The organism is Kluyvera fluvialis (assembly GCF_059725275.1).
This window is the reverse complement of record NZ_AP046142.1, coordinates 3723322-3748290: the sequence shown is the minus strand read 5'-3', so window position 1 is coordinate 3748290 and position 24969 is coordinate 3723322. Positions and strand designations below refer to the sequence as shown.

Annotated in this window: 22 protein-coding genes and 2 pseudogenes; 8 read left to right on the top strand and 16 right to left on the bottom strand. The window is 51.5% G+C overall.

Features of this window, described 5'->3' with window-relative positions:
* Window positions 1-118: 118 nt before the first annotated feature.
* A complete protein-coding gene (yajD, locus tag AC6I4B_RS17810; protein ID WP_035895149.1) occupies window positions 119-466 on the top strand; it encodes an HNH nuclease YajD in 348 nt (115 codons plus the stop codon).
* A gap of 135 nt (window positions 467-601) precedes the next feature.
* Here the strand turns inward: yajD and AC6I4B_RS17805 are convergent, their stop codons facing one another.
* The 11 genes and pseudogenes from AC6I4B_RS17805 to AC6I4B_RS17755 all read right to left on the bottom strand — a co-directional run bounded on the left by AC6I4B_RS17805 (window position 602) and on the right by AC6I4B_RS17755 (window position 13440).
* A complete protein-coding gene (locus tag AC6I4B_RS17805; protein ID WP_497767078.1) occupies window positions 602-1498 on the bottom strand; it encodes a glycoside hydrolase family 43 protein in 897 nt (298 codons plus the stop codon).
* 3 nt (window positions 1499-1501) lie between these two features.
* Window positions 1502-2746, bottom strand: a pseudogene (locus AC6I4B_RS17800) (glycoside hydrolase family 125 protein).
* A gap of 53 nt (window positions 2747-2799) precedes the next feature.
* Complete coding sequence (locus tag AC6I4B_RS17795) at window positions 2800-3930, bottom strand: ABC transporter ATP-binding protein (RefSeq protein ID WP_497767076.1); 1131 nt, start codon at window positions 3928-3930, stop codon at window positions 2800-2802.
* Window positions 3931-3941: 11 nt separating this feature from the next.
* On the bottom strand, window positions 3942-5819 hold the full coding sequence (locus AC6I4B_RS17790; protein WP_497767075.1) for a beta-L-arabinofuranosidase domain-containing protein: 1878 nt from the start codon (window positions 5817-5819) through the stop codon (window positions 3942-3944).
* A 35-nt stretch (window positions 5820-5854) separates the two neighbouring features.
* Window positions 5855-6724 (bottom strand): carbohydrate ABC transporter permease, encoded by an 870-nt coding sequence (locus AC6I4B_RS17785; RefSeq protein WP_497767073.1) that lies wholly within the window; start codon window positions 6722-6724, stop codon window positions 5855-5857.
* Between the two features lies 1 nt (window position 6725).
* The gene (locus tag AC6I4B_RS17780; RefSeq protein WP_497767072.1) at window positions 6726-7505 is read right to left on the bottom strand and encodes a carbohydrate ABC transporter permease; all 780 of its coding nucleotides are present in this window, start codon (window positions 7503-7505) and stop codon (window positions 6726-6728) included.
* A gap of 245 nt (window positions 7506-7750) precedes the next feature.
* The gene (locus AC6I4B_RS17775; protein ID WP_497767070.1) at window positions 7751-8995 is read right to left on the bottom strand and encodes an ABC transporter substrate-binding protein; all 1245 of its coding nucleotides are present in this window, start codon (window positions 8993-8995) and stop codon (window positions 7751-7753) included.
* Window positions 8996-9093: 98 nt separating this feature from the next.
* A pseudogene (locus AC6I4B_RS17770) lies at window positions 9094-10317 on the bottom strand (ABC transporter substrate-binding protein).
* A 43-nt stretch (window positions 10318-10360) separates the two neighbouring features.
* Window positions 10361-11383, bottom strand: a complete 1023-nt coding sequence (locus AC6I4B_RS17765) for a LacI family DNA-binding transcriptional regulator (protein WP_497767069.1) — start codon at window positions 11381-11383, stop codon at window positions 10361-10363.
* Window positions 11384-11725: 342 nt separating this feature from the next.
* The gene (locus AC6I4B_RS17760) at window positions 11726-12610 is read right to left on the bottom strand and encodes a nucleoside-specific channel-forming protein Tsx (RefSeq protein ID WP_497767067.1); all 885 of its coding nucleotides are present in this window, start codon (window positions 12608-12610) and stop codon (window positions 11726-11728) included.
* 287 nt (window positions 12611-12897) lie between these two features.
* Complete coding sequence (locus tag AC6I4B_RS17755; protein ID WP_497767065.1) at window positions 12898-13440, bottom strand: SadB/YajI family lipoprotein; 543 nt, start codon at window positions 13438-13440, stop codon at window positions 12898-12900.
* Window positions 13441-13591: 151 nt separating this feature from the next.
* Between AC6I4B_RS17755 and nrdR the strand changes: the two genes are divergently transcribed.
* The 6 genes from nrdR to pgpA all read left to right on the top strand — a co-directional run bounded on the left by nrdR (window position 13592) and on the right by pgpA (window position 17673).
* Window positions 13592-14041 carry a transcriptional regulator NrdR gene (nrdR, locus tag AC6I4B_RS17750; RefSeq protein ID WP_061282153.1) on the top strand — a complete coding sequence of 150 codons (450 nt, stop codon included), beginning with the start codon at window positions 13592-13594 and terminating at the stop codon, window positions 14039-14041.
* 3 nt (window positions 14042-14044) lie between these two features.
* Window positions 14045-15148 carry a bifunctional diaminohydroxyphosphoribosylaminopyrimidine deaminase/5-amino-6-(5-phosphoribosylamino)uracil reductase RibD gene (gene ribD / locus AC6I4B_RS17745; protein ID WP_497767063.1) on the top strand — a complete coding sequence of 368 codons (1104 nt, stop codon included), beginning with the start codon at window positions 14045-14047 and terminating at the stop codon, window positions 15146-15148.
* A gap of 85 nt (window positions 15149-15233) precedes the next feature.
* Complete coding sequence (gene ribH / locus AC6I4B_RS17740; protein WP_062773913.1) at window positions 15234-15704, top strand: 6,7-dimethyl-8-ribityllumazine synthase; 471 nt, start codon at window positions 15234-15236, stop codon at window positions 15702-15704.
* Window positions 15705-15724: 20 nt separating this feature from the next.
* Complete coding sequence (gene nusB / locus AC6I4B_RS17735) at window positions 15725-16144, top strand: transcription antitermination factor NusB (RefSeq protein ID WP_497767062.1); 420 nt, start codon at window positions 15725-15727, stop codon at window positions 16142-16144.
* A gap of 73 nt (window positions 16145-16217) precedes the next feature.
* The gene (gene thiL, locus AC6I4B_RS17730; protein WP_497767060.1) at window positions 16218-17189 is read left to right on the top strand and encodes a thiamine-phosphate kinase; all 972 of its coding nucleotides are present in this window, start codon (window positions 16218-16220) and stop codon (window positions 17187-17189) included.
* On the top strand, window positions 17176-17673 hold the full coding sequence (gene pgpA / locus AC6I4B_RS17725; protein WP_497772224.1) for a phosphatidylglycerophosphatase A: 498 nt from the start codon (window positions 17176-17178) through the stop codon (window positions 17671-17673). Before thiL ends, pgpA begins: the two co-directional genes overlap by 14 nt.
* A gap of 100 nt (window positions 17674-17773) precedes the next feature.
* On the opposite strand, the gene AC6I4B_RS17720 is transcribed toward pgpA, so the two are convergent.
* The 4 genes from AC6I4B_RS17720 to xseB are packed head-to-tail and all read right to left on the bottom strand — an operon-like array spanning window position 17774 to window position 21832.
* Entirely contained in the window at window positions 17774-18748 is a 975-nt protein-coding gene (locus tag AC6I4B_RS17720) for an aldo/keto reductase (RefSeq protein WP_497767059.1), read from the bottom strand.
* Window positions 18749-18808: 60 nt separating this feature from the next.
* Window positions 18809-20671: a 1-deoxy-D-xylulose-5-phosphate synthase gene (dxs, locus tag AC6I4B_RS17715; RefSeq protein WP_497767057.1), complete on the bottom strand. Its 1863-nt coding sequence runs from the start codon at window positions 20669-20671 to the stop codon at window positions 18809-18811.
* An 18-nt stretch (window positions 20672-20689) separates the two neighbouring features.
* Entirely contained in the window at window positions 20690-21589 is a 900-nt protein-coding gene (gene ispA / locus AC6I4B_RS17710) for a (2E,6E)-farnesyl diphosphate synthase (RefSeq protein WP_497767056.1), read from the bottom strand.
* On the bottom strand, window positions 21590-21832 hold the full coding sequence (xseB, locus tag AC6I4B_RS17705; RefSeq protein WP_497767054.1) for an exodeoxyribonuclease VII small subunit: 243 nt from the start codon (window positions 21830-21832) through the stop codon (window positions 21590-21592).
* A gap of 197 nt (window positions 21833-22029) precedes the next feature.
* Here xseB and thiI point away from each other — a divergent pair, with 197 nt between their 5' ends.
* Entirely contained in the window at window positions 22030-23478 is a 1449-nt protein-coding gene (thiI, locus tag AC6I4B_RS17700; RefSeq protein WP_497767053.1) for a tRNA uracil 4-sulfurtransferase ThiI, read from the top strand.
* 41 nt (window positions 23479-23519) lie between these two features.
* Here thiI and AC6I4B_RS17695 read toward each other — a convergent pair whose 3' ends face one another.
* Window positions 23520-24953, bottom strand: coding sequence for an HlyD family type I secretion periplasmic adaptor subunit (locus AC6I4B_RS17695; protein ID WP_497767051.1), 1434 nt, complete (start codon window positions 24951-24953; stop codon window positions 23520-23522).
* Window positions 24954-24969: the final 16 nt, after the last annotated feature.

Here is a 24969-nt window from a genome sequence, read left to right as displayed (position 1 = left end):
CTGACGCTGTCAGGGTACTGATAAAAGCCGTAACGCCGTAGGGTGTTGCGGCTTTTTTATTGCGCCTTTAGACTGGGGGCATTCCCTTATACTTACTACGACATAATACCGAGTCATCATGGCCATTATCCCGAAAAACTACGTGCGGCTGGAAAGCGGCTATCGCGAAAAAGCGTTGAAATTGTTCCCCTGGGTGTGCGGGCGCTGCTCGCGTGAGTTCGTCTATTCCAACCTGCGTGAACTGACGGTTCACCATATGGATCACGATCATACCAATAACCCGGAAGACGGCAGCAACTGGGAGTTGCTGTGCCTGTTCTGTCATGATCATGAGCATTCAAAATACACCGAAGCGGATCAATACGGCTCCACGGTGGTAGCCGGTGAAGATGCACAGAAAGACGTTGGCGAGGCGACCTATAATCCGTTTGCTGACCTGAAAGCGATGCTGAACAAAAAGAAGTAACCGACGCGCAGGTGTGTTGTCACGCGGACATCGTTACAGAAATCCCGATCGCAAGGTTGGGATTTTTTTATTTTTAGGCCATGTAGAACGTGGTGAAACGGGCCAGAGGTCTTTCTCTGGCCTTTTTGCACGGAGCTAAATTACCGCCACTTCAGTCATCATCACCGGCTGAATCTGCCCCTCCTCGAAGACCATTTTTTCCAGGCACAGCATCCGATGGCCAGCTTCATTATCCCCAGGGATCCGTCGGTGATAGGCTATCAGCCATTCGTCATCGCCGTTCAGCGCTATGCAGCTATGGTGGCCGGGACCATCAGCCAAAGGCTGTGCGGTGAGGATCGTTCTCTTCGGGCCGTTGAAGATAAAAGGCGAGTCGCTGTCGGCGGTGACAACGCGATAACTGCCATCCGTCCAGTTACCTTCCGACCACATAAAGTGGTAGCGCCCGCGTCGTTTAATCATGCAGGGGGCTTCAACGTAACCGGGAATGCTAATTTCGCGGAACGTTTCACCGTCATCAAAGGGGATAAAACCTTCCATCTGTGGATTCATCTGCGCAACGTTGCAGTGCCTCCAGCCACCGTAGTAAAGGTAAATCTTGCCGTCGTCATCGGCAAACAGGTGGGCATCGATGGGCTGGGCGCCGTGGATAAAACGGTCGATCAGCGGTTTGTTAAGCAGTGCGTGAAATGGGCCAGCAGGCGAGTTGGCGACGGCAATTTCAAGGCCGCCTTCTTCTTCATCGCTCTGAATATCGTTTGAAGCAAAAACCAAATAGTATTTGCCCTCTCTCTCGATAATGGTTGGAGCCCATACAGCACGCCAGATCCACGGGAAATCAGGCATATGGATAATCCCTTCATGCTTTTGCCAGTGCACAAGATCCGCTGACGAGAAGGCGTCAATATTGCGCTGTTGTTCATAGTCGGTAATGGAGCGGGTGACATAAATCCAGTACTGATTTTCATAAAAGCGGATTTCCGGGTCGGCATACCAGCCGTCAACCAGCGGATTACGTACGGTGATGGTCATTGCCTATTCCTTATTAGTTATGAGATCCGCGAGACGAATGTCGCAGTAATCCAGTACAAGTTCACAGAACATCGCATTGGCCCATGAGAACCACGGACGAGTGAAGCTAGCCGGATTATCGGGATCAAACGATTCATGCATCAGCCCGGTGTCGGCGTCAGTGGCAACCATCATCTGAATCATGGCGAGTTTTTCCCTTGAATCGCGGGCTGTAAGCCCCTGTACCGCCAGGGCGATAGGCCAGATGTATCCTGGCGGCGTATGTGGACTGCCGACGCCCTGTGCAAAGCGACCCGCGCGGAAACTGGGATTATCGACGCTCAGAATAAAGCGGCGGGTATTTAGATAGCGGGGATCGTCGTTCGCCATCGCGCCCAGCATCGGGAGCGAGAGCAAGGAAGGCATATTGGCATCATCCATCAGGAGATTGTTTTTCGCGCCGTCGGTTTCATAGCAGTACATTTCACCGTATACGGGATGATGCACCACCGCATATTTTTCTATTCCGTCGAGAATGAATGCCCTCAGCGCGGCCGCTCTGTGGCAGAGGAGGTTGTCGTGCAAGATATCGCGAGCAATTTCCTCCATATAGCCCAGAACCACCGTGGCGAAAAAATTAGCGGGAACCAGATAGCCCCAGTCGCAAGCGTCGTCGCTTGGGCGAAAGCCAGACTAGGTCATTCCGGTATATCTGACCGGCGAACCTTTACCCTCGTGGCTGAGGGTGTCGGTTGGAGCGGGAGGGTTGGGGCGCTGAAAACGATAGTGAGAATGCGCATCGTGGTGCTGTTCGGTTTCCCACAGTTGCAAAATCAGTGTGCAGGCGTGGGCAAAGGTGGGGGTAAAATGGTCGGTTTCCCCGGTAATTTTCCAGAATTGCCAGGCCAACTGAAGCGGGTAGCATAGAGAGTCAATCTCGTATTTGCGCTCCCAAACCTGCGGCTGCATATCGGTCAGGTCAGTCTGGTGTCCAGCGCCGTTGGGCTGGCGGTTAAAGGCGTTGGCGTAGGGATCCTGGGTAATGAAGAATATCTGCTGCTTGATGACACCGGAGATCATCTGCTGTAGCTCGCGGTGGTGCTGGCAAAAAAGCAGATAAGGGCGCATCTGACAGGCGGAGTCTCGTAGCCACATCGCCGGGATATCACCGGTAATCACGAAAACTCCCTGATCGCTCGGCTGTAGCGTGGTATCCAGTGTGTTCGCCAGCGCCCGTTCCAGCATTGCGGCGATAGCGGGGTTATCCATCCGGTCCCGCACCCGGTCGCCGCATAGTTGAATAAATTCTCGGTTCTCAATGTTCATCGGTTAATTGTTTCCTGTGAGTGCTGTCGTGGACACGCCTGTTCATTGTGATCGAACAGGTGGCAGCGGTGTGCCGGGATATGCAGTTTGAGGGTGCTACCGCGCTGGTGCCGGTGGTAGCCATTCAGCTTGCTGGTCAGACTCCCTTCCAGATAGAGGCATGTGGCGTCGCCTAACTGTTCAATAAAGTAGATATGCCGTTGCAGAGTGTTTTCTTCTTCGTCATCTGCCAGCGCAAGGTGCTCTGGGCGGATACCAACGGTAACGTGTTCACTGACAGAGAGCTGTTCTCCGTTGACGTTAATGGCGAGGATTTCACCGCCCGAAAGCCTGACTTTGACATGGTCAGGAGCGATTTTGATGACCTGCGCGCTTAAAAAGTTCATCTGTGGTGAGCCGATAAAACTGGCGGTGAACTTGTTCCTGGGGTGGTCATACAGCTCCATCGGTGAGCCGATTTGCGCGACGCTGCCGTACTGATTTACGCTTTCACCGCTGTTGAGCAGCACGATTTTGTCTGCCAGGGTCATCGCTTCAATCTGATCGTGAGTGACATAAACGGTAGCGACATTTTCGAAATCCCGATGCAGGCGGCCAATTTCGAGGCGCATCTGGGCCCTTAGCCCGGCATCAAGGTTGGAGAGCGGTTCATCAAACAGGAAAGCGCCTGGTTTGCGCACGATGGCGCGGCCAATCGCTACGCGCTGCCGCTGACCGCCGGAGAGGGCGGCAGGGCGGCGGGTAAGCAACTCTTCCAACTGTAGCGATTTTGCTGCCGCCGCAACCTGGCGCTTCACTTCCTCTTCCGGCATCTTCGCCATTTTCAGGGCGAAGCCCATGTTTTCTTCCACCGTCATATGCGGATAGAGCGCGTAGTTCTGGAATACCATCGCGATGCCCCTCTCAGAAGAGGGGACTTCGGTCATGCGTTTATCGTCAATGTACATCTCACCGGCGGAGATCTCCTCCAGACCGGCGATCATTCGCAGCAGCGTGGACTTCCCGCAGCCGGAGGGGCCGACGATCACGCAGAACTCACCCTGGCTGATAGTCAGGTTGATGTTGTTTATCACTATCTGCTTTGCCGAATACGCCTTGTAGACGGACTCCAGTCGTATTGTTGCCATGATTTTGCCCTTTACTCTGTGTCCGTCTGCTTCTGACGGCCATCCAGCCACGGGAACTGGGCGATACGTAAACGCGCGCAGCCGTAGGGAACCAGCAGCACTGAGGACTGTACGCTCAGGGCATCGTGAGCCGGGCTGTTGGGCATTGGGCCAGCCGAATTATCGACCACCTTCCACGTTGGTAGACGGTGAGCGCTGACGCGCAACTTGACAGGAGATTCCTCCAGCGCAAACGGCTGTTCGCCGGAATGCTGCTCTTGTCGATCGCGAACCACCAGCCCCTGCTGTGGATGAATATACAGCGCGTAGTTCCACTCTTTTTTAGGGCGAATTTCCCAGTCGCCGCTGGCGGCTCCGCCGGGGATCGGCATCCAGATCTCCCCAGGGGTCATCGCCATCAGTAAAGGACCGTAGTAAACGCTGACGGCGTTGTGAATGCGTCGCTCAGTGCGAACATGGCGACCGAAGGTAAGAGTGATAACATCACCCGCCCGCCACTCTCGGGTTAGCGCAAAATACCCTTTCTTATCGTCGCAGGTCAGCGATTCACCGTTAACGGATAGGGTTGTTCCGTTGCTCCATTGTGGAATACGTAGCCACAGCGTTTTACTCGCTTCGGGAGCATGGTGTACGGCCAGTTTAAGGTCGGTATTGAAGGGGTAGTCGGTCTGGACGTCGATATCCCAGGTGCTGGTCGTCACGCGGCAGGGGGCATAGACCATACAGGCCATGTTATCCCCCTCATCCTGCATAAACAGGCTGTTGCAGTATTTAGGCCACCCCTGGTGTAAGTTGGCAGTGCAGCAGCCAAAGTTCGGTTCCAGACCGAAGATGTTGCAGTCATCGCCGCTGTATGTCCAGTTACGGGGCGCGATGTTGGCGGCAATCTGGTTGGGCTGCTGGTGGTATTGATGTGACATGATGTCGGCGCTAATGCCAGCAGGAAGTGCATTATAAGCGATACGTTCCAGCCGCTCGGCGAACTGGGCATCGCCATAAATACGCAGCATATTTTCCAGTGAGTACATGAGTTCGACGATAGCGCATAGTTCCACGCCCTGTTCCGGGGCCGTTCCGGCAAGAAACTCATCGCCGGAGAACATCCCTTGCGGCTGGCCGTGATAGGTATCCAGTTCGGCAAAGCAGCGTTTTATCTCATCCAGGCATTTACGCTGTTGTTGCGTATCATCCAGCATGGCGGCGTATTTCATACCCATCGCTACGTTAACGACATGAGTCTGGTGCGAGAAGTAGGTTACTGGGCCAGTAGGAAGATGATGCAGAATAAACTCAGGCCAATTATCTCCTTGCTCTAACAGCAGTTTTGCCAGTTGTGGTAGTTTTTCATCCTTCGGCAACTGTTTCCATGCCCACAGCACGGACAGTACGTTATCGGCGGCGCGCGCCTTGCCCCAGTCGCTCAGTGGGCGTTGCAGTAGATGCTGAAGCTGGTAGTGACAGTAGCACTGGACAAACGGCAGTACACGGGGGTCTCCAGTGGCATCGGCGTATTGAGTCAGCGCCTTCAACGCCACCATTCGTGGCCACCAGTCAGGATTGTTCTGCGGCCCAAACCAGCCGTCGTCATCCTGGCTGTTCAGCATCCACTCAATCCACTTCTGAGACTGTTGGATCAGAGCTTCGTTTTGCAGGCAGTAGGCGAGCGGCACAAGCCCATCGAGATAGTATGGCCCTCGCTCCCAGCTTTCGCCGCTACCGCCAAGCCAGCCGCTGTTGCTGCCCACGTCGGGCCAGATTGTTTCAAGCTGCCCGGACAGGCCTTGGGCCTGAAGCGTGAGCTGGCGTTTTAGCCATCCTTGCGGGGTAATTTTCCCTGGGGCGATAAATGATAACGCGCCCGGAATAGCAGAGACAGTACTTAACTTCATGCGGTATTTCCTTCTAATATATGAAGCATGAGTCATTAACCTTTCGTCGCACCGCTGGTTAAACCGCTGACATAATGTTTTTGTAGAAACAGGAAAATAATAATGCATGGCAGCATCGCAAATACGGTGCAGGCCTGGAGTAGCCCCCAGTCGACGGTGCCATATTTACCGGCGCTGGTCATCAGTAATAATATTGGCATGGTGTAGTTATCCGAATCGGTCATAAATATCAGAGCGACCAGAAATTCATTCCATGCGGCAATAAATGTAGTAACAATAACGGTAACAATACCCGGTGAAACCATCCTCGGCATAACCCGGAAAAGAATTTTTAGCGGTGAACAGCCGTCGAGCTGCGCGGCTTCATCGATCTCTTTGGGGATACTGTCAAAAGTATTACGCATCATAAATATGCTGAACGGTAGCTGGAAGGTGATATAGACAAGCACCAGACCGAGGATGTTATTTTGCAAACCTATTTTTGTAATAATGATAAAGAGCGGCGTGAGTATCGGTTGTGATGGAATCATCATTGTTAGCAAGATAAGAATAAAGAAAAAGTGCTTTCCACGGAAAGTAAAACGGGAGAAACCATACCCGGCGAGAGTGGAGAGAATGACTGTTCCGATAACCGTTAGGAAAGATACTATACCCGATAGCATAATCGCACGGGACATATTGCTGTTGGAAAATAGCATCTTGTTGAAATTTTCTATGGTAAATATTGATGGCCACCATTTTGGTGGCATTAATACTAGTTCTGCTGCCGGTTTTAAAGATGCTAGCGCTACACAAATCAGAGGATAGAGAAATACGATGATTATGCAGCCATGAATTGCGTAAAAGAGAAATGTGATTAACTTATTTTCTTTTCGCTTTATTTGTAAAACGACATCTATGCTCATTCTATGCCTGCCCTTCTTTATCACGTAATAACCAGATTTGCAGAATACTAATCACCATTAAAATGAGTAGCAGAATAATAGACAGCGCAGCACCGTAGCCGAGGCGGCCATTAATAAATGAGTTGTTGTAGATATAGAATACGCTGGTAATCGTTTGATCCATTGGCCCACCGTTGGTGATGATATAGAACTGGTCAAAAGCCAGCAGAGAGCCGGAGACGGAGAGAATCAGCGTCAGCATGAAGGTGCGTCGCATCAGCGGAAGGGTGATATAGCGTAAACGTCGCCAGCCGACTGCGCCGTCCACCTGGGCTGCCTGATAAATATCTTTGCTAATTCCCTGTAGCCCGACTAGCAGCAGAATCATATTAAACCCCAGCGTTTTCCATAGCACCATGCTGAGTACCACCATAAAACCCTGACTGAGAGAGTCCTGATACATCATGGGGGAGTCAACCAGATTCAGTGAGACGGCAAGATGATTTAGCAGGCCAAAACGAATATCCAGCAGCCACTTCCACAAAATGCTGGCTGTACCGAAGCCAATTACCGTGGGCAGGAAATAGATGCTGCGAAAAATGGATACGCCAGGCCTTTGACTGTCTTTGACCAGCGAGGCCAGGATCATAGAAAAGATAAAAATCAGCGGGGTAATAATAATCGCATATATAAAGGTAAATTTTAGCGCATGCCAGAAAACATCATCCTGGAAAATATTGGTGTAATTTAACCAGCCGATGAATTTGGCCTTGCCAAACATTGGCCATTTAAAAAATGACATCCAGACCGTCATGAGTAGCGGTGTGATAAAAAAGAAGAGGACGATAGCCAATACCGGTAGGATAAACAGAAATCCTAAATATCCTTTACGGTTATTTTTTCTGAATACAGGTAACGCCTTATGCTGAAAGCATTGTGCTTGCGGGTGGTGCGTTTTGGCAAACATTCCGTGTACCTCTATAAACCGTCTCCTGCGTTAGAAAGGAGACGGTTTCATCGCTGTGTTAATCCAAAAATAAGAGGTGTTTACTCTTCTGACATTTTTATAATCTGGTTTATTTTTTGATCGGCGGTTTTTAGCGCGCCATCAATATCACCTTCGAAAATAGCTTTTTGAATCATGGTCAAATATGGGCTATTGATCGCATTAAAGGTTTCGTTATAAGGAACCAGATAGGGCGTATGTCCTTTTGCCAGCGCTTTGTTGGCCAGCAAATATTTAGGATCCTTCTGGCTATAAGGATTATCGCTGGCATCCATGCGTGTTGGCACGTAGCCATTTTTCGCCATTAACTCAACCTGAGTCTGCTTTGACAACGTCCAGTTGATAAAATCGATGGCCGCGTCCTGATGTTTGCTGCCAACAGGCAGTGCAAAGGCATCACCGCCGGTGAAGGAAGCCCAGTCACCTTTTTTCTCACCAGGGAAATAGGTTACGCCATAGTCGAGATTAGGATAGTTATCTTTGAAGATCTTAAAGGTGAATGCCCCCGTGCCGATCATCGCGACTTTCCCGGAGGTAAAGGCATCGTTCAATGCAGAATCGGTACGTGACAGAGGGGACATTAGCCCATCTTTGTACATATTGTGGAAGAAGGTGAGCGTCTTTTTATTATTTTCGGAATTAACGACAGAGCGTTTACCATCGGCAGAAATAATATCTCCACCGTTAGCCCAGAAGTAGGGGGTGAAGGTGAAGGCAAGGCCACCTGAGCTGGTGCCTGGGATCGCAAAGCCATAATAGTCTTTACCCAGGGCGCGGATTTTTTTTGAATAATCCTGTAACTCAGCCAGTGTTTCTGGCCCACGATTAGGGTCTAATCCTGCCTCACGAAACAGTTTTTTATTATAAAAAAGCAGCGAAGATTCAGCTGCAAAAGGAACCGCATAAAATTTTCCGTTATAGCTACCAATAGCTTTTAGCGCGTCACTGAACTGGCTGACGTAATCCATATTGCCAATTTTATCCGTGAGATCAATCAACTGCTCAGAACGGTTGAGTTCAGGAAAGTAAACTAAATCAATGGCCACCAGATCGGGCGGATTATTTACCGCCACCGCAGCGCTGAGCTTGGTTAGCATCTGAATATTTGGAATTTCATTCAGTTTAACCGTGATTTTATCCTGAGATTGATTATATTCATTAACCAGCATCGCCAGAGACGATTGTTCGCTACGGGCCCAAAAGTTAACTAGTTCTTTTGCCTGGAGCGTACCGCTGAGTGAGATGGCAACAATGCATGCCGTTGCTAGTACTGTTTTCGAAACCATAAATCCCTCTCGATGTTAGATATATTATTAATCGATCTTTCCCTTATTCCGGCTATCTGCCATTGACGTGGAAATAAGGGGAGAACTATCGTTGGGCTTTATTCCTGAGACATCCTGATGATTGTCTTGAACTTCTGATCGGCTGTTTTAAGGGCACTATCGATATCCCCGTCAAATACCGATTTCTGAATCATGGTCAGAAACGGACTACTCGGTGCGCTAATTGCTTCATTAAAGGCGGGGAGATAGACAGAACGACCGTTTGCCAATGCTTTCGTCGCCAGCAAGAATCGGTTGTCTTTACGGTTGTAGGGATTATCGCTGGCGTCCTGGCGAGTAGGAACAAAGCCATTTTTCGCCATTAGCTCAATCTGGGTTTCTTTCGACATCGCCCAGTCGATAAAGGCAATGGCTTCTTTCGAGTGCTTGCTGCCTAGCGGGATAGCCAGCGCATCACCGCCAGCAAACGAGGCCCATTGGCCTTTTTTCTCGCCGGGATAATAGCCGACGCCATATTCAAGGTTCGGGTAGTTGTCTTTAAACACTTTAAATGTAAATGCGCCAGTCCCTATCATGCCGATTTTGCCCGAAGCAAAGCTATCGTTAAGCGAACTGTCGGCTTTGGAGAGCGGTGACATCAACCCGTCTTTGTACATCTTATTGAAGAATTCCAGCGTTCTTTTGTTGCTCTCTGAAACGACGATAGATTCCGCGCCTTCTTGCGCAAACAGATCGCCACCGTTGGCCCACATATAAGGCAGGAAGGTGAATGCCAGGCATCCAGAGCAGGTACCCGGAATTGCGTAGCCGTAGTATCCGTCACCCAGCTTGGTAATTTTCTCCGCGTATTCGCGCAGTTCCTGTAGCGTTTCTGGCGGTCTTTCTGGGTCCAGTCCAGCAAGGCGGAAAACCTTTTTATTATAAAAAAGGAGCGATTATTCAGCGGAGAAAGGAATACCGTACAGGCGCTCTTTATAGACGCCGATAGTTTTCAGCGAGCCGCTGAGCTGCTTAACGTAGTCCCGGTCGCCGAGAATATCGGTGAGATCGGTCAGTTGCGCTGCGCCATTAAGCTGAGGGAGAAAAGATACATCAAGCGAAACGAGATCTGGGGAGCTGTCTGCGGCAATGGAGGCGCTGAGTTTGGTCATCATCGACTCACCGGGGATCATATTGAGTTTTATATCAACCTTATCCTGGGATTTATTGTAAGCATCGACTAATAGTTCCAGTGAGGTTTGATTAGAGCGGCCCCAGAAAGTGATTTTTTCTTTAGCTATGGCGAACTGACTTAGCAATGTGGATATAATACAAGCAGCCACGGTGGTATGTATAAATTTGGAAAACATAAACACCTCTGTTTCATTAATTTTGAGAACGGCGACAACTTGACTCTCCGATTTGTAAGTAACAAGGGACTATTATTTTTCCCTTGAGATTCTCTCCATCTATTTTCTTTATTAAGCATTTTCCTGCTATCTGGCCTAATTCAGTTAAACAAAAATCTATACTACTCAGTGTGGGACGGCATAACTCGGTAATAATCTGCCAGTTATCGAAGCTCACCACGGCGACATCGCCGGGAACGGATTTACCGCCCTCATAAAGCGCCTGCAAAGCGCCATGACCAATCAAATCATTGCCGGTTATGACGCCGTCAAGGCCAGGAAACTGCTTCAGCATGGCCTGCATTGCGGTGTAGCCGTGGATTGATGTCCAGGGGCCACATCGGGTTAATCCCGCAGGCAACCTCTCTTTGCCGAATGTCTGCCGGTAGCCTTCATCGCGCTGCTGTACCGCCAGATAATGGGCTGGGCCACTAATATGCACGATATTTCTGCACCCTTGTTCAAGCAGATGGCGACAGGCCAGAACTCCGGCGCTGTAATCATCTGGCAGCACGCACAGCTCATTTTCGTCAGCCACGTTGGTATAGGCATACACCACGGGCGTTCCGTACAGTTCAAGCGGTGTGCGGGTATTCGTTTTATCTGCTGTGACGATAATGCCGTCAACGCGTTTTGCCAGTAGTGAATTAACGTGTCTTTCCAATTCCTGCGATGAACCGCTCGCATTACAAAGAAATACTGAAATTTGTGCTTCAAGCAAGGCATTTTCTATGCCTTTCAGAATCGGCAGGCTAAAGCGACCGTAATCGTCGGTGGATACCAGACCGATGGTGTACGTTTTTTTCTGTTGTAACGAACGTGCTATTTCGCTGGGCCTGTAATCTAATTCACTAATAACAGCAGAAATTCTTTCTCTTGTTCTCTGGCTTATTGAGCCGGTGCTATTCATTACTTTTGATACGGTACTTATGCTAACCCCAGCAGCTTTAGCAATGTCCTTAATTGTTAAACTCTTACTATTATTTTTTTGTTTAGGCATTTTTCTATCTGCAAACTTGAACGGGGTTTAGTATATGGAGAAGGAAAACGTTTTCCTATTTGTATTAATCTGCAATGATAAATAGATCACAGGCTTTTAATATAATTTAAATAAAAGCGTGATCCGACAGGTATTTGAGTGTTTTTATTGTATTTATGGGGTGAATTTAATGGCTTTAAAATATAGATATGAGGTGATTTTATGTTTGTTTTATTTATATGTTTTAGAGAAAGCATATAAATGGCGTATATATCTGACGATATTTTCAGGAGAGAGGGGAGGTTTATGCGCAATGACTATCGATATTTGCCGCACGGTCGCGCCGTGCGGCAAAGAGAAGGCTTAGAAGTTGTAACCTGCGACCAGGTAACCACCCCAACCGGTAGAACGGACGTTGAAGTTACCGTTACCGAAGTTCAGCTCAGCGTTATCATTCCACTGACCACCGTTATGCCAGTAACGGGCAACAATAGAGTAGTGCCAGTGATCGTAGTTCAACGCCAGGATGTGGCTGGACGCGATAGAGTTATTGGTACGCGATTTACGGCCATTCTGGTCGAGGAAGCCTTTATCGCCCAGGTCAGAACCCCAGTCAAAGTTGGTGAAACCGATATAGCTCAGGTTACCGCCCCACAGTTGGGTGATTGGCACGAAGTATTTCACTTTGAAACGGTAGCCGTCCCATTCGTTGGCGTTTTCTGCGCCATAGTTCTGCCACTGGTATTTCGCATACACGTTCATAGACAGGCTCATCGGCAGGCCAGTGTCGATGTCCGTGCCCAGACCCATGTACCAGGTGCTCTGGCGACCATCGGCGTTGCGACCCATATCGTAGATGTAGTTATTCGCGAAATACCACTCTTTGAACGGGCCGAAGCTCAGGTCAGTACCGGTCAGCTTATCGATAGAGAAACGCGGTTCAATTTCCATAAACAGCGGAGAACCGTGGTTCCAGATACCTTTGGCATCGGTGTTACCACCGAAGAATACTGGCGCATCCATGTAGCCGTAGAAATCGAACCAATCTTTTTTGGCGAACGCTTCGTACTCCAGATAGGTATCGTTACGAATCTGTGGCCCGAAGCGCGTGTGGTAGCTGCCTACCACGTTAACGCTCTGATGCCACCAGTCGGAAACGTATTGCGGTTGCGAATCGTCTGCGGCATTCGCGGTGAAAGATGCGGAAAGCGCCAGCGCGGCACCGGCTGCAAGTAATGTTTTTTTCATATTTATGCCACTAATAAAGAAATTCGAAAGAGAGTGATATTTATCACCGAAGTTTTTCTAAATGTTTCGTGTTTCTGCGCGCCTATTATATGAATCATTGCTCACGAAAATCAGTCACACTTCACACATTTTTCAAGTGCGTAATCGATTGCGTTCACGTTTGCGCAGTTTAGACGCGGCGATTGTACTCATGGAGTGAATTATTGCAAATTTTCACATACGGAAAACGAGAGGATTAAGGAAGAGATATGCGCCGCCAGGTGCGGTTCTGCGGCGCAAAAAAAAGACTAGTTTACATCTGTAGGCTGGACATCATGAATGCGCACAAAGCCCAACTGCTCTGGCGTTACGCCGTTTAGCTGTAGCGGAATATCCACATCGCTGGGAGCCAGCAGGCTCGCGGGGGCGGAGAACAACTGATTTTGCACGTTGACCTCCTGATATTGCTCGGTTGTGCCCTCAATCTGCCCCCATTCAATCGTCCCGGTAAAGGCGGGAAGCGGATTGGTAGATTCACTCTGAATTCGTAGCGTCAGCGCCGTGCCCTGCGCGTTGGCGGCAATATTGCGCAAAGACATGCGCAGCGTACCGACCTGGCTGTCTAACTGCGCGGGCGTATTGGCCCCCGGCAGAAGGTAAACGCCGTGGGTCGATTTCACATTCAGCGCATTTTGCTGGGTGATCTTCACCGTTTCTTTGTTTAGCTGCGTCATCTCTTTGCTTAGCGTGCGGATATTCTGATGCATCTGCTTCACTTCAGACTGCGGGGCGCAGGCGGTCAGGCTGACGAGGCTTCCCAGCAGGGCAATTCTTAGGTAACGTCTTGTCATTCTGTCTGTTTCCTTCTTTTCGGGATAACGCAATGGTAGCGCTCAATGGGGCATCTGGCATCGATCCATTGTCTCAAAAGCGCTGTTCCTTTGTTGTCTCGACAGTTCAGGGTAAAATAGATTTCATTAACCCTCATCGTCAGGACGTCGTATGCACTGCCCATTCTGTTTCGCCGTAGACACTAAAGTGATTGACTCCCGTCTTGTGGGAGAAGGTTCCTCCGTTCGCCGCCGTCGGCAATGCCTGGTATGCAACGAGCGTTTCACCACCTTTGAAGTGGCGGAACTGGTGATGCCGCGCGTGGTGAAAAGCAATGATGTGCGTGAACCGTTCAACGAAGACAAACTGCGTAGCGGGATGCTGAGAGCGCTGGAAAAGCGCCCGGTTAGCGCCGATGACGTAGAAATGGCCATCAACCATATTAAATCGCACCTGCGCGCCACCGGCGAGCGCGAAGTGCCGAGCAAACTGCTGGGCAATTTGGTTATGGAACAGTTGAAAAAGCTCGATAAAGTGGCTTATATCCGCTTTGCATCGGTATATCGCAGCTTTGAAGATATTAAAGAATTTGGCGAAGAGATCGCCCGCTTACAGGACTAAGCTATGCACGATGAAATGTACATGGCGCGTGCGCTGAAACTGGCGGCTCGCGGGCGATTCACCACTCACCCAAACCCTCGGGTGGGCTGCGTGATTGTCAATCAAGGCGAAATCGTCGGCGAAGGTTATCACTACCGCGCCGGTGAACCTCATGCTGAAGTCCACGCGCTGCGGATGGCCGGAGACAAAGCCAAAGGCGCAACCGCCTATGTGACGCTGGAGCCGTGCAGCCATCATGGCCGCACGCCGCCGTGCTGCGATGCACTCATTGCCGCTGGCGTAGCGCGCGTTGTCGCCGCGATGCAAGATCCCAACCCGCAGGTCGCAGGGCGCGGTCTGTATCGCCTGCAACAAGCTGGTATTGACGTCAGCCACGGGCTGATGATGAGCGAAGCCGAAGCGTTGAATAAAGGTTTCCTGAAACGGATGCGTACAGGTTTCCCGTATATTCAGTTGAAACTGGGCGCATCGCTGGACGGGCGCACAGCAATGGCGAGCGGCGAAAGCCAGTGGATTACCTCGCCGCAGGCTCGCCGCGATGTCCAGCGTCTGCGTGCCGAAAGCCACGCTATTTTGACCAGCAGCGCGACGGTGCTGGCAGATAACCCGGCGCTAACCGTGCGCTGGGATGAGCTGAATGCCGATACCCAGCAGTTATACCCGCAGGAAAATCTGCGCCAGCCGCTGCGTATTGTGATTGATAGCCAAAACCGCGTCACCCCAGAGCATCGCATTGTGCAGCAGCCGGGAGAAACGGTGTTTGCCCGCACTATCGACGACACGCGCGACTGGCCGCAAAGTGTGCAAACGCTGAAAGTGCCAGAGCACAATGGTCATCTTGATCTGGTGTTGCTGATGATGCAGTTGGGCAAACAGCAAATTAACAGTATCTGGGTTGAGGCGGGGCCAACGCTTGCGGGCGCGCTGATTCAGGCCGGTCTGGTGGACGAGCTTATCGTCTATATCGCACCTAAACTGTTAGGAAGTGATGCACGCGGTTTATGTTCGCTGCTGGGGCTTGAGAAGTTAGCCGACGCCCCCCATTTCAAATTCAATGAGATACGTCAGGTAGGCCCGGATGTTTGCCTGCATTTAACGACTGCGTGAGGCTTTCTGAATTAGAAGAAGCAGCGCCCAGAATATTATGATAAAATCCGCCCCCCTGCGGGGCAAATGAACCCAAAGGAAGAGTATGAACATTATTGAAGCTAACGTTGCTACCCCGGACGCTCGCGTCGCCATCACCATCGCGCGTTTCAACAACTTTATCAATGATAGCCTGCTGGAAGGTGCGATTGACGCCCTGAAGCGCATTGGTCAAGTTAAAGATGAAAATATCACCGTTGTTTGGGTTCCAGGCGCTTATGAACTGCCACTGGCGGCTGACGCGCTGGCGAAAACCGGTAAATACGATGCGGTGATTGCGCTGGGTACAGTTATCCGTGGCGGTACTGCGCACTTCGAATATGTTGCTGGCGGGGCAAGCAATGGCCTGGCGCAAGTCGCTCAGGACAGTGGAATCCCGGTAGCCTTTGGTGTTCTGACTACTGAAAGTATTGAACAAGCCATCGAACGCGCTGGCACAAAAGCCGGTAACAAAGGTGCAGAAGCTGCACTGACCGCGATTGAAATGATTAATGTATTGAAAGCCATCAAGGCCTGATTTTTTGTAAGGGGAAATCCGTGAAACCTGCTGCTCGTCGCCGTGCCCGTGAGTGTGCCGTCCAGGCGCTTTACTCCTGGCAGTTGTCCCAGAACGACATCTCTGATGTTGAATACCAGTTCCTGGCGGAACAAGACGTTAAAGATGTGGACGTCGTGTACTTCCGTGAACTGCTGTCCGGGGTAGCGACTAACAGCGCGTACCTCGATGGATTAATGAAACCTTATCTGTCCCGTCTGCTCGATGAGCTGGGCCAGGTAGAGAAAGCAGTGCTGCGTATCGCGCTGTTCGAGCTGTCGAAGCGTGATGATGTGCCGTACAAAGTGGCTATCAACGAAGCTATCGAGCTGGCGAAAACCTTCGGTGCCGAAGATAGCCACAAGTTCGTCAACGGCGTACTGGATAAAGCCGCTCCTGCAATTCGTCCCCGCAAAAAGTAATCTCCAGGCCGGCGCGCGGGTGGCACACGCCATCCCCCCGGCCTTGTTTTATCCTTCTACAGAGGCATAACGCATGGCATGTGGCGAGTTTTCCCTGATTGCCCGTTATTTTGACCGAGTACGAAACGCCCGTCTTGATGTAGAAACCGGTATCGGCGATGACTGCGCGTTACTCAACATTCCTGAAAAACAGACTCTGGCGATAAGCACTGACACGCTGGTCGCGGGCATTCACTTCTTACCTGATATCAATCCGGCGGATCTCGCCTATAAAGCACTGGCCGTTAACGTAAGCGATCTCGCCGCGATGGGAGCCGACCCTGCATGGCTGACGTTGGCGCTGACGTTGCCGACGATCGATGAAGCCTGGCTGGCGGCGTTCAGCGATAGCCTGTTTGAGCAGCTTGATTATTACGATATGCAGTTGATAGGCGGCGATACCACTAAAGGGCCGTTGTCGATGACGCTGGGTATTCATGGCTACGTGCCGATGGGCCGGGCGCTGAAACGCGATGGCGCAAAGCCGGGCGACTGGGTTTACGTAACCGGTACGCCAGGCGATAGCGCGGCGGGGCTGGCGATATTGCTCAATCAACTGACGGTTGATGTCGCGGAAGATGAGGCCTATTTGCGTCAACGTCATTTGCGCCCGACACCGAGGATTCTGCAAGGGCAGGCGCTACGCGACCTCGCCAGTGCGGCTATCGATCTTTCCGACGGGTTGATTTCCGATCTTGGGCATATTATTAAAGCAAGCGGCGTCGGTGCGCGTATCGATCTCGATGCATTGCCTTATTCCGATGCGTTGCGTCGCCACGCAACACCAGAACAAGCCTGCCGCTGGGCGCTTTCCGGTGGCGAAGACTATGAATTATGCTTTACCGTCCCGGAACTGAACCGAGGCGCGCTGGAAGTGGCCTTAGGGCAATTGGGCACACCGTTTACCTGCATCGGGCAAATGAGCGCCGACATTGAAGGCTTGCACTTCATGCAGGACGGAAAAGAGATTACGCTGGACTGGAAGGGGTACGATCACTTTGGCTAAGCACGATATCGCAAAAAGCCGTCTTAATTTGCGCAACCCCTGGCATCTGCTGGCGACGGGTTTCGGCAGCGGGCTTAGCCCGATTGTTCCTGGTACGATGGGTTCACTTGCCTCTATCCCGTTCTGGTATCTGCTGACTTTCTTGCCGTTGCAGTTGTACTCGCTGGTGGTGATGTTCGGCATCTGTATCGGCGTGTATATCTGCCGGCGGACGGCGCGAGATATGGGTACTCATGACCACGGCAGCATCGTGTGGGATGAGTTTATCGGCATGTGGATAACGCTCATGGCGATTCCGGCGATAACCTGGCAGTGGGTGCTGGCCGGTTTTGTGGTGTTCCGTATTTTTGATATGTGGAAACCGTGGCCAATCCGTTGGTTTGACCGCAATGTCCACGGCGGAATGGGAATTATGGTCGATGATATCGTCGCTGGGGTTATTTCGGCGGGGATTTTGTTTGTTGTCGGGCACTATATTCTCTGACCCACACAGTAGGCCGGATAAGGTAAAACCGCCATCCGGCAACACGCTGCACATAGCCGGATGGCCTTATCCGGCTTACCTCTGGTATTGCCGCGCGGAGTTATTTAAACCCCACCACCGGGTGTTGCTGGTACGGTGTTTCCATCTCCGCGACTTGCTCCGGTTCCAGCGTCAAATCCACTGCATTCAATAGCTCATCCAATTGATCTTCGCGCGATGCCCCGATAATCGGCGCGGCAATACCGGGTTTACTCAGCAGCCATGCCAGCGCCGTTTGCGCTCGTGTCGCACCGATATCATCCGCCACATGCGCCAGCCGATCGGCAATCTGCGCGTCGTTTTCTTCCGTTGAGCTATACAGCGTTTGGCCAAACTCGTCGGAGACTAACCGCGCTGTCGTTTCTCCCCACGGGCGCGTCAGACGCCCGCGTGCCAGCGGGCTCCACGGGATCACCGCCACCCCTTCCTGAGCGCACAGCGGCAGCATATCGCGCTCTTCTTCGCGATAGATCAAATTATAGTGATCCTGCATGGTGACAAATGGCGTCCAGCCATTGGCTTTTTGCAGCGCCAGCGCGTGGGCAAACTGTCGAGCGTGCATCGACGAAGCGCCAATAAAGCGCGCCTTACCTGATTTCACCACCTCATCGAGCGCTTCCAGCGTCTCTTCTATGGGCGTGCGATAGTCCCAGCGGTGAATTTGCAGCAGGTCTACGTAATCCATCCCTAAACGGCGGAGGCTATCGTCAATAGAACGCAGGATTTGCGTGCGGGAAAGTCCTTCTTGCAGGTCGCCAACTTGATGGTAAACCTTGGTGGCGACCACCACCTCTTCCCGGCGGGCGAAGTCACGCAGCGCACGGCCCACAATCTCCTCACTGCTGCCGTCAGAGTAGCTGTTGGCGGTGTCGAAAAAGTTGATGCCGCCTTCCAGCGCACGTTGGATTATCGGTCGGCTGCTGTCTTCCGGCAGCGTCCAGGCGTGGTTACCCCGATCCGGCTCGCCAAAGGTCATGCAGCCCAGGCAAAGACGGGAAACCCGAAGGTTGGTGTGTCCTAAATGAGTGTATTGCACGGTTCCGCTCCTGCTTCTGGTCACTGATAACCTTAAGCATAGCAGGAGCGGATAGAGAGGTTAGGCCAGCCAGTTCGCGATCTTCGCCTCAATGCCGGTAGCATCGAGGCCCAGTTCGGCGCGCGCCTCTTCCTGCGTTCCTTGTGGAATGAAGAAATCAGGCAGGCCAAGATTGAGCACCGGAACGGCTTTACGATGCGCCATCAGTACTTCGTTCACACCGCTACCCGCGCCGCCCATAATGGCGTTTTCTTCCAGTGTGACCAGCGATTCATGACGTCCAGCCAGCTCAATAATCAGGCTTTCATCCAGCGGCTTCACAAAACGCATATCGACCAGCGTCGCGTTGAGTTTTTCGGCGACAATTTCGGCTTCCGCCAGCAGTGTACCGAAGTTAAGGATAGCCAGTTTTTCGCCTTCGCGTTTCACCACCCCTTTGCCCAATGGCAGTGCTTCTAATGGCTGAAGCTCCGCACCCGTACCGCAGCCGCGCGGATAGCGCACCGCACTGGGGCCGTCGGCATAGTGATAGCCGGTGTACAGCATCTGACGGCACTCGTTTTCATCGCTTGGCGTCATGATGACCATCTCAGGGATGCAACGCAGGAACGAGAGATCAAACGCTCCCTGATGCGTCTGCCCATCAGCACCGACAATGCCCGCACGGTCAATGGCGAACAGTACCGGCAGCTTCTGAATAGCCACATCGTGGATAACCTGATCGTAGGCGCGTTGCAGGAAGGTGGAGTAAATCGCCACTACCGGCTTGTTACCACCAATCGCCAGCCCAGCGGCAAAGGTCACCGCATGTTGTTCGGCAATCGCGACATCGAAATACTGATCGGGATATTTTTTCGAAAACTCTACCATGCCAGAGCCTTCGCGCATGGCAGGTGTTACCGCCATTAATTTGCTGTCTTTGGCGGCGGTTTCACACAGCCAGTCGCCAAAGATTTTCGAATAGGTTGGCAGGCCGCCGCTGCTTTTCGGCAGCTTACCGCTGGTCGGGTCGAATTTTGGCACTGCGTGGAACGTGATCGGGTCTTTCTCAGCCGGTTCATAGCCCCGGCCTTTTTTGGTCATAATGTGCAGGAACTGCGGGCCTTTCAGGTCACGCATATTCTTAAGCGTAGTGATAAGACCCAGCACATCGTGCCCGTCAACCGGCCCAATGTAGTTGAAGCCCAGCTCCTCAAACAGCGTACCGGGAACGACCATCCCTTTGATATGTTCTTCGGTGCGTTTGAGCAACTCTTTAATTGGTGGAACACCGGAGAACACTTTCTTGCCGCCTTCGCGCAGCGAGGAGTACAGCTTGCCAGAAAGCAGTTGCGCCAGATGATTGTTCAGCGCGCCAACGTTCTCGGAAATCGACATTTCATTGTCGTTCAGCACCACCAACATATCGGGTTTGATATCCCCGGCGTGGTTCATGGCTTCAAATGCCATACCGGCGGTAATCGCGCCATCGCCAATCACGCACACGGTACGGCGCTGTTTGTTCTCTTTTTCAGCGGCAACGGCAATACCAATCCCGGCGGAAATCGAGGTGGACGAGTGGCCGACGCTCAGCACGTCGAATTCGCTTTCACCGCGCCACGGGAACGGATGCAGCCCGCCTTTCTGACGGATGGTGCCAATTTTGTCGCGACGACCGGTCAGAATTTTATGCGGATAGGCCTGGTGACCAACGTCCCAGATAAGCTGGTCGAACGGTGTGTTATAGACGTAGTGCAGCGCCACGGTGAGCTCCACCGTGCCAAGCCCGGAGGCAAAGTGTCCGCTGGAACGGCTCACGCTGTCGAGCAGGTAACGGCGTAGCTCGTCACATAGCTTCGGCAGGCTCTCTTTTGGCAACAGGCGCAATTCCTGAGTGGAATCGACCAACGCCAGGGTCGGGTATTTGGCAATATCAAAACTCATCTGAGACTCATTTATTGTTTATTTGTCGCGCAGGATGACGTAGTTCGCCAGCGCTTCCAGTGCTGTGGTATCCAGTGACTGTGCGGCCAGTTGAGCTAACGACTGGCGGGCATCTGCAATGAGGTCACTGGCTTTTTTCCGGGCTTGCTCAAGGCCCAGTAATGCCGGATAGGTGCTCTTGCCGAGTTGCTGGTCGGCACCCTGGCGCTTTCCGAGGGTCGCAGTATCGCCCACCACATCCAGAATGTCATCCTGAACCTGGAACGCCAGACCGATGCTTTCGGCGTAGCTGTCCAGCAGCGGCAGAGCGTTACGCCCTTGTTCTCCGGCGCTTAGCGCCCCAAGACGCACGGCGGCGCGGATTAACGCACCAGTTTTATGGCGGTGAATGCGCTCAAGCATAGCCAGGTTGACCTGCTTGCCTTCGGCTTCCAGATCCAGCGCCTGACCGCCGCACATGCCTGCCACACCGCTGGCGCTCGCCAGTTCGGACAGCATCGCCAGACGATCGCGGTCAGAGACTTCCGCCATCGGTGCATCACTGAGTATAGAAAACGCCAGCGTTTGTAGCGCGTCACCGGCCAGAATCGCGTTCGCCTCGCCAAATTTAATATGGCAGGTCGGCTGGCCGCGACGTAAATCGTCATCATCCATCGCCGGTAAATCGTCATGCATCAGCGAATAAGCATGAATGCACTCAACGGCGGCGGCTGGGGCATCGAGCGTGGTATTGCTCACGCCAAACATCTGGCCTGTGGCATACACCAGGAACGGGCGCAGGCGTTTACCTCCTAATAATGCGCCATACTGCATGGCGTCAACCAGAGGAGTGTTCTGAAACGGCAGCGGAGCGATAAAACGGCGCAGCGCGTCATTTGCCTGTTCAACACAGGCATTCAACTGTTGCGAAAAATCCATTTAATCGGCGTCCGGCGTGAAAGGAGTTAAAGGAGAATCTTCGTTATCGGCCAACAGAATCTGCACGCGCTGTTCAGCTTGTTGCAGTTTTGCCTGCCCCTGACGCGCTAGCTGCACGCCACGCTCAAATTCGCTCAATGCCTCTTCCAGTGGCAGAGCACCGCTTTCCAGACGGTTAACTATCTGTTCCAGCTCGGTTAACGCGGTTTCAAAACTGGCTGGGGCTTCGTTTTTCTTTGGCATAGTGAATGTTTGGCTCTTGTGATGTCGCGACTGCGTCTATGGTAACGGAGTCTTGGTGTGAAGCAAATAACACGCAATGGTAAGCGGGATGATGTATACTCCGCGTCCTGGCCGCAGATGCCTTCAGTATGAACGGTACTCTGCGATACACTTTTTTCCTCAAAGCCCGCCGGGCTTGCCAACGAACCATTGCCGCCATGAAGTTTATCATTAAATTGTTCCCGGAAATCACCATCAAAAGCCAATCTGTGCGTTTGCGCTTTATTAAAATTTTAACCGGGAACATTCGTAACGTTCTTAAACAGTATGATGAATCGCTCGCTGTCGTTCGTCACTGGGATAACATCGAAGTTCGCGCTAAAGATGAAGACCAGCGTCTGGTAATCCGCGACGCGCTGACGCGCATTCCGGGTATTCACCATATTCTGGAAGTGGAAGATGTGCCGTTTACCTCACTGCACGATATCTTCGAGCAGACTCTGCCGCTGTGGCGTGAAACGCTGGAAGGCAAAACCTTCTGCGTGCGCGTAAAACGCCGTGGCAAACATGAGTTTACCTCTATTGACGTTGAGCGCTACGTTGGCGGTGGCTTGAACCAGCACATCGAAACCGCGCGTGTGAAGCTGACCAACCCGGATGTGACCGTTAACCTCGAAATCGAAAACGACCGTTTGCTGCTGGTGAAAGGGCGTTACGAAGGTATTGGCGGTTTCCCAATCGGGACTCAGGAAGACGTGTTGTCGTTGATTTCCGGCGGTTTTGACTCCGGCGTTTCCAGCTATATGCTGATGCGTCGTGGCTGCCGTGTGCACTATTGCTTCTTTAACCTCGGCGGCGCAGCGCATGAAATTGGCGTTCGTCAGGTTGCTCACTATCTGTGGAACCGCTTCGGTAGTTCGCACCGTGTACGTTTCGTGGCGATCAACTTCGAACCAGTGGTTGGTGAAATCCTGGAGAAAGTCGACGATGGCCAGATGGGCGTGGTACTTAAACGCATGATGGTGCGCGCGGCGTCGAAAGTTGCTGAACGCTATGGTGTGCAGGCGCTGGTGACCGGTGAAGCGCTGGGTCAGGTGTCCAGCCAGACGCTGACCAACCTGCGTCTTATCGACAATGTGTCCGATACCTTAATCCTGCGTCCGCTGATTTCGCACGATAAAGAGCACATCATTAATCTGGCGCGCGAAATCGGTACGGAAGATTTTGCCCGTACCATGCCGGAATACTGTGGCGTTATCTCGAAAAGCCCAACCATCAAAGCGGTTAAGGAAAAAATCGAGGCCGAAGAAGCGCATTTCGATTTCAGCATTCTCGATAAAGTGGTGGCTGAAGCGAATAACGTTGATATCCGCGAAATTGCCCAGCAGACGCAGCAAGACGTGGTGGAAGTGGAAACCGTTGACAGTTTTGGCGACAACGATGTGATTTTGGATATCCGCTCTATCGACGAACAGGACGATAAACCGCTGAAGCTGGAAGGCGTAGAAGTGGCTTCGCTGCCGTTCTATAAACTGAGCACTCAGTTTGGTGACCTCGACCAGAGCAAAAACTATCTGCTGTGGTGCGAGCGTGGCGTAATGAGCCGCTTGCAGGCGCTGTATCTGCGTGAGCAAGGCTTTGCCAACGTGAAGGTGTATCGCCCGTAAGCCATAATGCCCGGTGGCGTTGGTTCACCGGGCAACTCTGTTTAACGCTCTTTGAAACTCTCATCCACTTTTGTTTGTAGTGGACTAAAAAGATACTCAATGACGCGCCTTTTTCCGGTCTTGATTTCAGCCGTTATATTCATTCCCGCACTCAGCGGTATGCGCGTGCCTTCAATATTGATGCCTGATTGATCTAACGTAATAATGGCGGAAAACACCAGCCCCAGTTTTTCATCTTCAATGGCATCGAAGCTGACATGTTTGACTTTCCCAGTCAGATAACCGTAGCAGGTATAAGGAAACGACTCAATTTTTATTACCGCTTCCTGACCGGCACGGACAAAACCAATATCTTTATTGGCCACCAGAGCTTCCACTTCAATTTTGTCTTCCTGAGGCGCAACCACCATCAGCGTTTGGCCTTCCATGATGACGCCGCCGACGGTATGGGCAACTAACTGTTGTATTGTCCCATTAACTGGAGACTTAAGGGTCATAAACGTTTGCCGTTGTCTGGTTTTCAGCATTTGTTCCGTTAACTGCTCAATATCTTCATTACTTTGACGCAGCGCGTCCAGAATATCTCTCTTTAATGTCTGGCTATTTAAACTACGTTCATGCTCAGCCTGATTTATCGATTCTTTTATTTGCTCCGCCTGACTGATTTGCGTATTCAGATCGTTGCTGTTTTCAATGGTTGCACTTTCTTGTTGATAATATTCATGCTGCGAAAGGTAGTTTTTATCGAGTAATTTCTTAAAATCGCTTAAACGCTGCCGTTCTATTACACCGATATTCTTTAGTTTTACTATCTGCGCTTCGCTGGCGCGTAATTCCGCTTTATGCTGTTGCAGAACCGTCTTCAGTTGCTGATCTTGAATGTACCATGTCTGATACTGATTTTGCGCCAGCTGTTCACTGGCCAAAATATCCTTTTTATCAATACCTGCCGCTAACAGCTCCGCTTGTTCGATCAGTGGTTTACTTTTCGCATTTAACGCGGCGAGCAGTATGGTATTACGCTGTCTGGCAAGTTTTGCCGCATTAAGCATTCGCTGTGACTGCACATAATCGTTATCGGAGCCAACCCCGCTTAATTCAGCCAATAGCTGGCCCACAGTGACTTTATCGCCATCTTTAACGTAGATCTTTTTTACCACCGATGTTTCCAGTGACTGGATGGTTTTACTGCGACCGCCTGGCACGGTTTTACCCTGTGAAACGGCAACAATATCAACCTTGCCAATGATAGCCCATAGTATTGCCAATGCTGCGAATAACATAATGGTTCGAACCACGATTTTAGGCGCGACGGAAACGGGCTTTTCGATAAGCTCCAGATGGGCGGGTAAAAAAGCATAATCATCCGCCGCACGTTTTGGGGGAGCCAGTTGCTCTCGTACTTGCCACACATCAGCCCAGATTTTTACGTATCTGAGCCAGAACTCTTTAATTGTTTTACACCAGAGTTTCATTTCTTATTTCCCGGTC

Excerpts from the sequence above, each read along its gene's own strand:
- yajD (WP_035895149.1), top strand. The coding sequence starts at position 119 with ATGGCCATTATCCCGAAAAACTACGTGCGGCTGGAAAGCGGCTATCGC.
- AC6I4B_RS17805 (WP_497767078.1), bottom strand. The coding sequence starts at position 1,498 with ATGACCATCACCGTACGTAATCCGCTGGTTGACGGCTGGTATGCCGAC.
- AC6I4B_RS17795 (WP_497767076.1), bottom strand. The coding sequence starts at position 3,930 with ATGGCAACAATACGACTGGAGTCCGTCTACAAGGCGTATTCGGCAAAG.
- AC6I4B_RS17790 (WP_497767075.1), bottom strand. The coding sequence starts at position 5,819 with ATGAAGTTAAGTACTGTCTCTGCTATTCCGGGCGCGTTATCATTTATC.
- AC6I4B_RS17785 (WP_497767073.1), bottom strand. The coding sequence starts at position 6,724 with ATGAGCATAGATGTCGTTTTACAAATAAAGCGAAAAGAAAATAAGTTA.
- AC6I4B_RS17780 (WP_497767072.1), bottom strand. The coding sequence starts at position 7,505 with ATGTCATTTTTTAAATGGCCAATGTTTGGCAAGGCCAAATTCATCGGC.
- AC6I4B_RS17775 (WP_497767070.1), bottom strand. The coding sequence starts at position 8,995 with ATGGTTTCGAAAACAGTACTAGCAACGGCATGCATTGTTGCCATCTCA.
- AC6I4B_RS17765 (WP_497767069.1), bottom strand. The coding sequence starts at position 11,383 with ATGCCTAAACAAAAAAATAATAGTAAGAGTTTAACAATTAAGGACATT.
- AC6I4B_RS17760 (WP_497767067.1), bottom strand. The coding sequence starts at position 12,610 with ATGAAAAAAACATTACTTGCAGCCGGTGCCGCGCTGGCGCTTTCCGCA.
- AC6I4B_RS17755 (WP_497767065.1), bottom strand. The coding sequence starts at position 13,440 with ATGACAAGACGTTACCTAAGAATTGCCCTGCTGGGAAGCCTCGTCAGC.
- nrdR (WP_061282153.1), top strand. The coding sequence starts at position 13,592 with ATGCACTGCCCATTCTGTTTCGCCGTAGACACTAAAGTGATTGACTCC.
- ribD (WP_497767063.1), top strand. The coding sequence starts at position 14,045 with ATGCACGATGAAATGTACATGGCGCGTGCGCTGAAACTGGCGGCTCGC.
- ribH (WP_062773913.1), top strand. The coding sequence starts at position 15,234 with ATGAACATTATTGAAGCTAACGTTGCTACCCCGGACGCTCGCGTCGCC.
- thiL (WP_497767060.1), top strand. The coding sequence starts at position 16,218 with ATGGCATGTGGCGAGTTTTCCCTGATTGCCCGTTATTTTGACCGAGTA.
- dxs (WP_497767057.1), bottom strand. The coding sequence starts at position 20,671 with ATGAGTTTTGATATTGCCAAATACCCGACCCTGGCGTTGGTCGATTCC.
- ispA (WP_497767056.1), bottom strand. The coding sequence starts at position 21,589 with ATGGATTTTTCGCAACAGTTGAATGCCTGTGTTGAACAGGCAAATGAC.
- xseB (WP_497767054.1), bottom strand. The coding sequence starts at position 21,832 with ATGCCAAAGAAAAACGAAGCCCCAGCCAGTTTTGAAACCGCGTTAACC.
- thiI (WP_497767053.1), top strand. The coding sequence starts at position 22,030 with ATGAAGTTTATCATTAAATTGTTCCCGGAAATCACCATCAAAAGCCAA.
- AC6I4B_RS17695 (WP_497767051.1), bottom strand. The coding sequence starts at position 24,953 with ATGAAACTCTGGTGTAAAACAATTAAAGAGTTCTGGCTCAGATACGTA.